At 47.7% G+C, this 8,617-nt stretch carries 14 protein-coding genes; all 14 read right to left on the reverse strand.

Annotated elements, in window-relative coordinates; translation table 11 throughout:
* Positions 1-124: 124 nt before the first annotated feature.
* Entirely contained in the window at positions 125-541 is a 417-nt protein-coding gene (locus tag VFK44_06355) for a hypothetical protein (GenBank protein ID HET7627996.1), read from the reverse strand.
* A gap of 61 nt (positions 542-602) precedes the next feature.
* Complete coding sequence (locus VFK44_06360; protein HET7627997.1) at positions 603-968, reverse strand: hypothetical protein; 366 nt, start codon at positions 966-968, stop codon at positions 603-605.
* Positions 969-1,094: 126 nt separating this feature from the next.
* The gene (locus VFK44_06365) at positions 1,095-1,541 is read right to left on the reverse strand and encodes an NUDIX hydrolase (protein HET7627998.1); all 447 of its coding nucleotides are present in this window, start codon (positions 1,539-1,541) and stop codon (positions 1,095-1,097) included.
* Between the two features lie 37 nt (positions 1,542-1,578).
* On the reverse strand, positions 1,579-1,842 hold the full coding sequence (locus tag VFK44_06370; protein HET7627999.1) for a hypothetical protein: 264 nt from the start codon (positions 1,840-1,842) through the stop codon (positions 1,579-1,581).
* 47 nt (positions 1,843-1,889) lie between these two features.
* Positions 1,890-2,303: a hypothetical protein gene (locus VFK44_06375; GenBank protein HET7628000.1), complete on the reverse strand. Its 414-nt coding sequence runs from the start codon at positions 2,301-2,303 to the stop codon at positions 1,890-1,892.
* Between the two features lie 407 nt (positions 2,304-2,710).
* Entirely contained in the window at positions 2,711-3,526 is an 816-nt protein-coding gene (locus VFK44_06380) for an ABC transporter permease (protein ID HET7628001.1), read from the reverse strand.
* Entirely contained in the window at positions 3,523-4,530 is a 1,008-nt protein-coding gene (locus VFK44_06385; GenBank protein ID HET7628002.1) for an ATP-binding cassette domain-containing protein, read from the reverse strand. The genes VFK44_06380 and VFK44_06385 overlap by 4 nt, the downstream gene beginning before the upstream one ends.
* 243 nt (positions 4,531-4,773) lie before the next feature.
* Positions 4,774-4,968 (reverse strand): DUF4177 domain-containing protein, encoded by a 195-nt coding sequence (locus tag VFK44_06390; protein ID HET7628003.1) that lies wholly within the window; start codon positions 4,966-4,968, stop codon positions 4,774-4,776.
* Between the two features lie 100 nt (positions 4,969-5,068).
* On the reverse strand, positions 5,069-5,560 hold the full coding sequence (locus tag VFK44_06395; GenBank protein HET7628004.1) for an isochorismatase family protein: 492 nt from the start codon (positions 5,558-5,560) through the stop codon (positions 5,069-5,071).
* Between the two features lie 16 nt (positions 5,561-5,576).
* The gene (locus VFK44_06400) at positions 5,577-5,927 is read right to left on the reverse strand and encodes a YobA family protein (GenBank protein ID HET7628005.1); all 351 of its coding nucleotides are present in this window, start codon (positions 5,925-5,927) and stop codon (positions 5,577-5,579) included.
* A 16-nt stretch (positions 5,928-5,943) separates the two neighbouring features.
* Positions 5,944-6,237 (reverse strand): RNA polymerase alpha subunit C-terminal domain-containing protein, encoded by a 294-nt coding sequence (locus VFK44_06405; protein HET7628006.1) that lies wholly within the window; start codon positions 6,235-6,237, stop codon positions 5,944-5,946.
* Positions 6,238-6,274: 37 nt separating this feature from the next.
* Positions 6,275-7,042: an NYN domain-containing protein gene (locus VFK44_06410; protein HET7628007.1), complete on the reverse strand. Its 768-nt coding sequence runs from the start codon at positions 7,040-7,042 to the stop codon at positions 6,275-6,277.
* 80 nt (positions 7,043-7,122) lie between these two features.
* On the reverse strand, positions 7,123-7,503 hold the full coding sequence (locus VFK44_06415; protein HET7628008.1) for a VOC family protein: 381 nt from the start codon (positions 7,501-7,503) through the stop codon (positions 7,123-7,125).
* 277 nt (positions 7,504-7,780) lie between these two features.
* Complete coding sequence (locus VFK44_06420; protein HET7628009.1) at positions 7,781-8,335, reverse strand: GNAT family N-acetyltransferase; 555 nt, start codon at positions 8,333-8,335, stop codon at positions 7,781-7,783.
* Positions 8,336-8,617 lie beyond the last annotated feature (282 nt).

Genomic DNA, 8,617 nt, shown 5'->3' on the forward strand with positions numbered 1-8,617 from the left:
ATCGCTGCATTGATTTTCCCTATGACTACAATTCGACAGATGTCTTTTTATTCCTTTTTTTATAAAAGCTCGGTTTTAGACAGGCTGTTTTTATTATAAAAATTGCAGCTTTATTGATAAAACTTTACCCGACCGGTTGGACGATTTCACGGAGGAGAATCCAGTCGCTGCCTGATGCTTTCCAACTCTCAATGGTGAACAGCCGCGCCTTCTCTTCGCCGTCTTTTTCGATGATTTGCTCATAAAACACGACGGCTTCGTCATCCCCGCACATTCGGATCACTTTATTCGTGAAAGTTTTCCGCCCTCCGGACAGACCGGAAACCGACGCTCTCATGCCCTGCTTGATTTCACCAATTTCAAACACGGACGGGGCTTCTTCCGCTTTAGTAAAGAAATAAACTTTGTATTCGTCTACCATTTTCGCTTCGAGCTTGGCTGCATCCCCCGTTTTCATCGCGTGGTCCCATTTCGCCAGAAAGTCTTCATGAAACTCGGCGAATTCCGGCAACCGCTGCTTTTCCGTATCTTGATGCTTCATCCAATCCTCTCCTATTGGTTTTAATTCACTGCCCGCCGTGCGTTATGTTTTACAACCGGCGTTACTCGTTTGACCCTTTTTCTTGATACCAACGAATCATCTTCCACTGATGGTCGGGACCTTTCTTCCAAACTTCGAGGTTTAACGCCCTGACCATTCTTGTGTTATCCCGATAGGTGACAACGTAGGATACCGCTGCTTGATTCTCATGCTGGGGAACGATTTGCAAGCCTGAAAAAACGAAGTGGATGTTTTTTCCTTTGAAATTGGTTGCCGCTTCTCGGTTTCCTTCACGGATCTCCTGTACATTGAAACTCTGTACATGGCCAACACGGGGTATGTAAAGCTGACCCTGAAACTCTTCGTCCGAATAGAGAGTATTGAGTTCTTCGTACTCGCCCTCCTTAAATGCTTGATGCAATTCCATTTGCCGGTAAACTTCCCTGCACAATTCGCTTTCTATACTCATAACGTTTCCTCCTAATCTCTTATTGGCTCGTACCTGATTAATGAGTGGCTGATATCCAATATTTGACTTATCTCTCCAACTCATTTAAAGTCCAATGTTTTTCTTATGCCCCATGTAATCTCCACTGCCGGGAAAACCATTTCGCAGGCAGTTGCAAAACCGTTCGGTAAACCCGTAGTTGATTAAATCCGTTATCGGTACTTTTTTCACGGCGGAAATTGGATTATCGTCCAATGCATTCGACGGCAAGGTCAGTTCCCCGCCGACGCTTCTCACTAAAAATGTAACATGGATCAGAGCCGGATTTGCTTCGGGGACATCGCAAACATACAGCAGCTTAACCACTTTCGTATGCAGTCCAGTTTCCTCCATTATTTCCCTCATCAAAGCTTCTTCCAACGTTTCTCCGGCTTCCACGCGTCCGCCGGGCAACGACCAGTTTCTCGACTCCGAAACTTTCTGCCTGACCAATAAAAGACGTTCATCTTCAATGAGAATTCCGGTGACGCGAACTTGCAGAAGATGGCTCACAGGAGGCTCCTTTCTTTCTATCGATTCGAATGACCATTTACCTGAGCAGGAATCCGACCAACATCATGATTAATCCAAAGACCGCTGCGCCGCGCTTGATTTTTTTATTCATATACGGTTTGAGCAGAAAGCCGATCACAACGCCTGCCGGAATTATGAATCCATTTAAGTTTATGTAAAAAATACCAAGAACGTAATAACCCATCAGCTTTAAAAAAAGCAACCGCTCGTCCTGCTGGCGATTAGCATAGAGCGATACCAATCCTACTGCCATTACGATAAGACCTATAACAATCGGCATAATTTTCCCTTCCTCGCGCATGGTTTAGCAATGCTGGTAAAAACCGTTTAGCCCGAGCTCGTTCTCGAAAACTTGTTTTCGACATACTCGCGAATTTTCTTCCATTCGCCCTTTTCTTTTCGGAACGCCTCGACAAACAACAGTTTTGCGTCCGACGGATTCCCATCCACTTCAAACGTTACCCAAAACACGGCAACACCTTCCTGCTGTTCGTTGATTTCGACCAACACATCTTCGAAACGCCACTTCGGATTTCTCCCGCGATACCGCTCATAGGCTTGTTTCCACCCTTGTTCGGCGTTTTCCGTACCCCAATCGGCCACAACCGTTTCCGGATTTGCCCAACGCACTTTTAACTGTTTAGAAGCATAATTACTCATAGCCGCGGCGTCCAACCCGTTCCACGATTCCCGATACTGCTCCAAGAACAGTTGAAAGTCCTGCATTAAAGACGCTTTCATGTTACCCTCCTTCCCCTAGCAATGATTATTCGATAGCCCCGTTCATCTTTCCACGTTCGTTTCGTAGATTCCCTTCGTAATTGACTGGCTCTTACGACTTTCCGAATCAACCACTTAACCCAGATGGTGTGTACGGGTGTAACCGAAAAAAGCTTACAAAAAACGCGGTACGATTAAGATGAATCGTTCTCAGTTGTGATGGGCAGCGCCAAAATAAAAAAGACACCTCGGATTCTTCTCAGACGAAACCTAGATGTCTTGAACAAAAGTTGATTTCACTAACTTTATTATAAGGCAGAACGGATTCCATGTATATCCATTCGATGAAAGTTGCTGGAAACTTCGGCGATTTTTTCGTAACCTGTCATCCCGTTTGAACCATTTCGTTAACTTCTTTACCAACACTGTTAGGTGCGCCGCATGTATGCGCGGACCGTGAGCGGGGCGAAGACGGCTACAATGATGGCGGCGCCAAGTAAGGTAATCACAAGATCTTGGCCAAAAGAGCCTTGATTCGCGAGTTCACGGACGGCCGAGACGAGGTGCGAAATCGGATTGACGCGAACGAACCACTGCAGCCAATTCGGCATCGTTTCGACCGGAACATAAGCGTTTGACAGAAACGTCAGCGGAAACAGCACCAACATCGAGATGCCTTGCACACTTGAAGCCGTACGTGCGATGACACCGAAAAAGGCAAAAATCCAGCTGACCGCCCAAGAACAAAGAATGACGAGGATGCCGGCGATGACGACGTGGTCAATCCCGCCGTCCGGCCGGTAACCCATGAGGTACCCCATGATAAAAGTGAGCACGGTCGCAATCGTATAACGGACGGAATCGGCCAACAACGCTCCCGCAAGCGGCGCAATGCGCGCGATCGGCAGCGATTTAAACCGGTCGAATACGCCTTTTTCCATGTCCTCGCGGAGCTGGACGCCGGTCACGATGGATGTCGTGATGACGGTCTGCACGAGGATGCCGGGAATGATGACAGGCAAATAGCTTTGCACATCGCCGGAAATGGCGCCGCCGAAAATGTAGGTGAACATCAAAGTAAAAATGATCGGCTGGAACGTCACGTCAAACAACTGCTCAGGCGTCCGACGGATCTTCAGCAGCCCCCGATACGCCATCGTCAACGAATTGCGCAGCGACTGCCGGAAACTGGCATGATTTTTCAGTTTGCGTTCCGAAACCGGTGTGATCGGTGAACTGTTCACACTTCTACCCCCATTCGTTCTCTCGACGCTTCAGACTCCTGTACGTCCTGGACGCCGTGACCGGTGATCGCCAAGAACACCTCGTCGAGCGTCGGCTTCTGCACACTCATCTCGGCAAGCGGAATCTCCGCCTCCCGCAGCGCAATCAACAAATCGGTCACCCGATTCGGATCTTTCATCGGTGCCGTTATCTTCGCCGCTTCCGCCGACACGCTCGACTGCACATGCAGCACGCTCTCCACTAACCTCCGCGCTTCCGCCATGTCCTCCGCTCTCCGCACCCGCAAATGCAGCGACGACGTGCCGACCGACGCTTTCAGCTCGTCGACCGTCCCTTCGGCCACCACCTTCCCGCGGTCGATGACCGCGATCCGGTCCGCCAGCTGATCCGCCTCATCCAAGTATTGCGTGGTCAACAAGACCGTTGACCCCGTATCGACCAATCGGCGGATCGTATCCCACATCTGGTTCCGCGTGCGCGGATCCAGCCCTGTCGTCGGCTCATCAAGGAAGATGAGCGGCGGCTGTGCGATCAAGCTGGCCGCCAAATCCAAACGCCGCCGCATCCCGCCCGAGAATTTTTTCAACGGCCGCTTCGCCGCCTCCGTCAAGCCAAATTCCTCGAGCAGCTCCGCAGCCTTCCGCTTCGCTTCCGTGCGGCTCAGCCCAAGCAACCTCGAGAAGATAACGAGATTCTCGGTCGCGCTCAACGACTCATCCACCGATGCATACTGCCCGGTAATCCCGATCAATTGGCGCACAATCTGTGGTTCCTTCACGACATCGTATCCGAAGATCTTCGCCGTGCCTGCATCCGGTTTCAACAAGGTGCCCAGCATGCTGATCGTGGTCGTCTTGCCTGCGCCGTTCGGTCCCAACACGCCATAGATCGTGCCGGCACGAACGTTTAAATCCACACCGTCAACCGCACGGTTATCGCCGAACGTTTTCACGAGACCGCGCGCATTAACAGCCAATACATCGGAATTTCTGCCTTTCTCCATCGTCATTCCTCCCATGCAACTGAATCATACCAAGAGGTTAACTTCCTTTTATGAACAGAATATGAACAATCCGTGTGAGACACTGTGATCCTCAGGGAAGTATAATCTTTTTTTACTATAAGTGATCAATCTTGGTAATTCCTCTGTCTCGAGACTGATTTTCTTCCATCTGCGGCTTGAGACAAAAAAAATGAGCGAACCTGCCGAGGTCTGCTCATACCAGATCGTTACGGGTTCCTATTTTTATTGACTTCTTTTAAAAACAACAACGATTTCGCGCGATGACCCTTGGTATTGACTCGTATCGAAGCAAGAAACAAGCTCCCAACCGTCCTGCCCATATGTGTTTAACTCATCTTGAAAGGCGCGCTCGTCCAGTTTTCCTCCCATAAATCCTCCGGTCTTGAATTTCACTGTTTGATATTCCCATCGTGCCATTTTCTTCATCCTTTCCGGTTCGATAATTCTTTTCTATTTACGTATGGAACAGGTGGATGGTTTCAACGATGATACGAGCATTAACTCCCAGTCCTATGAACTATCGATGGACGATGCATTTCACAACCGGATGCGAGATGAGGTTCCGATGCTTGTAAGTTGAAGCGATCACATCCGGATTCGCACTGACAATGCCGCCTTGCAGCATCACAGGAGTAAACCCTCTCTCCGACGCCCCGTTGTACGTAAACAGCACGCATTGTTCCGCCGCAAAACCTGCCAAAATAACAAACTCCACCCCATGTGCTTTTAAAATTTGTTCCAGGTCCGTCTGCCAAAACGCGTTCGAAAATTGTTTCGTGACCCATAAATCCTCTGTTTCCCGAACGATTTGCGGAATCACCTCGAACGAATCTTTGTTCGACTCATCCATACCTTCGATGTCCTTCACGTGAATGACCAAATGACCGTTCGATCTCACCAGGTCAGCCACATAATTAATGTACTCACATGCCTCTTCGATCGTTTGTTTGCTCACTCTTCCTTCGAAGTGGACCGCTTGCATATCAATCACCAAAAACGCGAGTTTCATGATCTCTTCCCCTTTGTCATTTCATGACCTTGATGGTCTCAGCCTGCGCTTGCATCGGATAGGATTCGGCAACGCCGCCTTTAACCCAGTACTGGATTTTCTGTCCGGGCCGCAAATCAGAGCGGTTCGTCCTTAACCAAATGGCTTTTCCATGATAACCCGGAGAAATATCCTCCCATTTCTTCCCTTTCATCGGCCGGTCGATCACCAACACTCTATTGGATGCTGTTTCAAGAATGAACCCTTCCCCGTCAGGAGGTGAAGACAGATCATCGTTTGAGTTTGCAGTGCCGCATCCTGCTATCAATAGGCTTATGAAAATTGCCTGAATAAATACCGCCAGAAAAGTCTTCCGTTTTGATCTCATCGGTCACGGACCCCCGTCATTTTTTAAAAGATAATTCCGCTTCCTTCAATGCCGCCTTCAGCTTCGGAATCGAGGACCGCCCCATGCCGTGCAACTTTAAGATTTCTTTTTCGCTGTAAGTCGATAGTTGCTGCAATGAGGTGATGCCTTGATTCTCCAACGCTCGTCGCGCCGGCGCTGAAAGGTGTGAGAGAAACCCGTTTTCAGGTTTGCGTTCTTGTTCACAGATTGGGCACACAGGACAGTCGCTGCTTTTATAAAATGGATGCCCTTGGCTGCAAGTCTTTAAAGTTCGCTCGGAAGGCGCCAATCTCGTAACCTCCTTTTAGTCAAGCAGATCTTCCCGTTTATTCTTTATTTCGCACATAAACGAGCTTCGTATTCGAATCTTTCATTTCAATTTCTTTGATTTCGAATTTTTCAATGCTTTTGACGAGCGGGGTCAGTTTGGCAAACCCATAATTTCGCGAATCGAAATCAGGCTTCTTCTTCGTGATCAAGCCGCCAATCGCCCCAAGAAAAGCCCAGCCATCTTCGTCGGCCACATCATTAATGGAATTCGAAATCAATTTGACGATTTTTTTGTCGATTTTTTCGACATTGGAAGCTTTCGGATCCGGTTTGACTTTCGTTTTCGGCACTTGGGAAGCATCATTCCCATCTTTGCCGTTTGTAATGATTTCGATGTAGGTGAATTTGTCGCAAGCCGCGATAAAAGGTTTCGGCGTCTTGCGTTCCCCAAAACCGAACACTTTCATGCCCGCTTCCCGGAGCCTTGTCACCAATCTCGTGAAATCGCTGTCGCTCGACAAAATACAAAAGCCGTCCACTTGCTCCGAATACAAAATATCCATCGCATCAATGATCATCGCTGAATCCGTCGAATTCTTCCCCGTCGTATAGCTGTACTGTTGGATCGGAACGATCGCATTATCCAATAAAACTTTCTTCCAGCCTGACACCGAAGGCGTCGTCCAATCGGCATAAATTCTTTTTAATGTCGGCGTTCCATACTTCGCAATCTCCTCAAGAATGCCTTTAATATTCGTGTAAGGCACGTTATCGGCATCAATGAGCACCGCCAATTTCAAATCATTCATCGCTTCCAGCGACATTTAACGTTCCCCCTTGTTTGATTGTGATTCAATGAATAAAGCGGCCGACTCTACTTGTCAGCCGCCAAATTTTGCGTGATTTACTTTTGCTCCTTGACGGCAAAGTAATTTTCCTCGTCATCGGCGAAGTTAAACACTCTGCCGAAAGGCATGTTTACGATCTCCCCGACCTTGACGTTGTTTCGAGAAAGCCGGTCATGCAATTCATCAACATTTTCCGTAAAAAACATTAATGAAGGCGTGCCGAGGTTCAGCTCCGGCGACATTTTCGCCACCCATTCTTTGTTGTGCAAAATGATGCTCGTTTCTGCGTCTTTGTTTGGTGCAATTTCAATCCATCTCATGCCTTGTCCATTATTTTCTTCAGCCATCACCTGAAATCCTGCTTTTTCCGTCCAAAATTGAACCGCCTTATCTTGGTTATTGACGTACAACATCACTTGGCCGAGTTTGCTGAACAATTTGATTCACTCCCTATCGTAAGGTATGTGTTATTGCGGTGGTTTTTCGCTTTTATTATAGCATGCCGCATGCGTTGTTATTTTAATATTTCGACCTTATCGAATATACTTTGCAGACGGTTTCGCGTTGCATTTGATAGGGCGAAAATACAACATCGGCTAAATGCAAGACAAAAGATGAACCCCGCAACCCGGTGAAGTCCAAAAGACGTCACGTATGTTTTCAAGAGCCGGCAATTCGAGCGAAGCCTTCTGGGACTTCATTAAAGGCGTAACCTTAGCTGACATTCCCGCGTTTTTGAATTTTCCCATAGAGCAGAGCATCGTAATATCTGCCTTCAATAAAATAATGATCCTTTAAGCGTCCCTCTAACTCGTAACTGTTTTTTTCTAAGATGCGAGCCGACCCGACATTCACATCCACAACGCCGGCATGAAGCTTATGGAGTTTCGAAGATTCAAATCCAAACCGAGTCATCAAAGCGACGGCTTCCGTTCCATAGCCTTTACCCCAGTGGTCTTGATGAAGCACATAACCGACTTCCGCCTTTTTCGCTTCGCGATCGAAGTTGAAGAACATCACCGTTCCAACGATTTCTCCAGTCGATTCCTTAACAATTGAAGCATACAAATGCGAACCTTCCGACTCGCGCTTGATCATCGCTTGAATAAAGTTACGGGTATCCTCCAAAGCTTGCATCAAGTTCCAGCCAATAAAACGAGAAACTTCCGCATTGGAGGCATAAGCATGAATTGCCTCCGCATCATCAACACTGAGGGCTTGAAAACGGATTTGTTCCCCTTTCAGCGAATGAAATAAATCTCTGTCCATCGATCCTCTCTCCTGTTCAAACGACCCTATTGAAAATGATTGCTCTTTCATGCTGATTTAAGTATATACTAGATGATAATCGAATTTGATTATAAAATTTCATGCCCATACGCTGGAGATTCGGCGTGGATGAGAGGTGGAAACGGAATGAAATTCATGGTGATGTCTTATGAGACGGCTGAACAATTTGCGGCGCGAAAAAACGAACAAAAAGACGCCTACTGGGTGAGTTGGCGGTCGTATTTTCAAGCGATGGAGGATGCAAAAGTGCTCGCATACGGC

The organism is Bacillales bacterium (assembly GCA_035700025.1).
GTDB lineage: Bacteria > Bacillota > Bacilli > Bacillales > DASSOY01 > DASSOY01.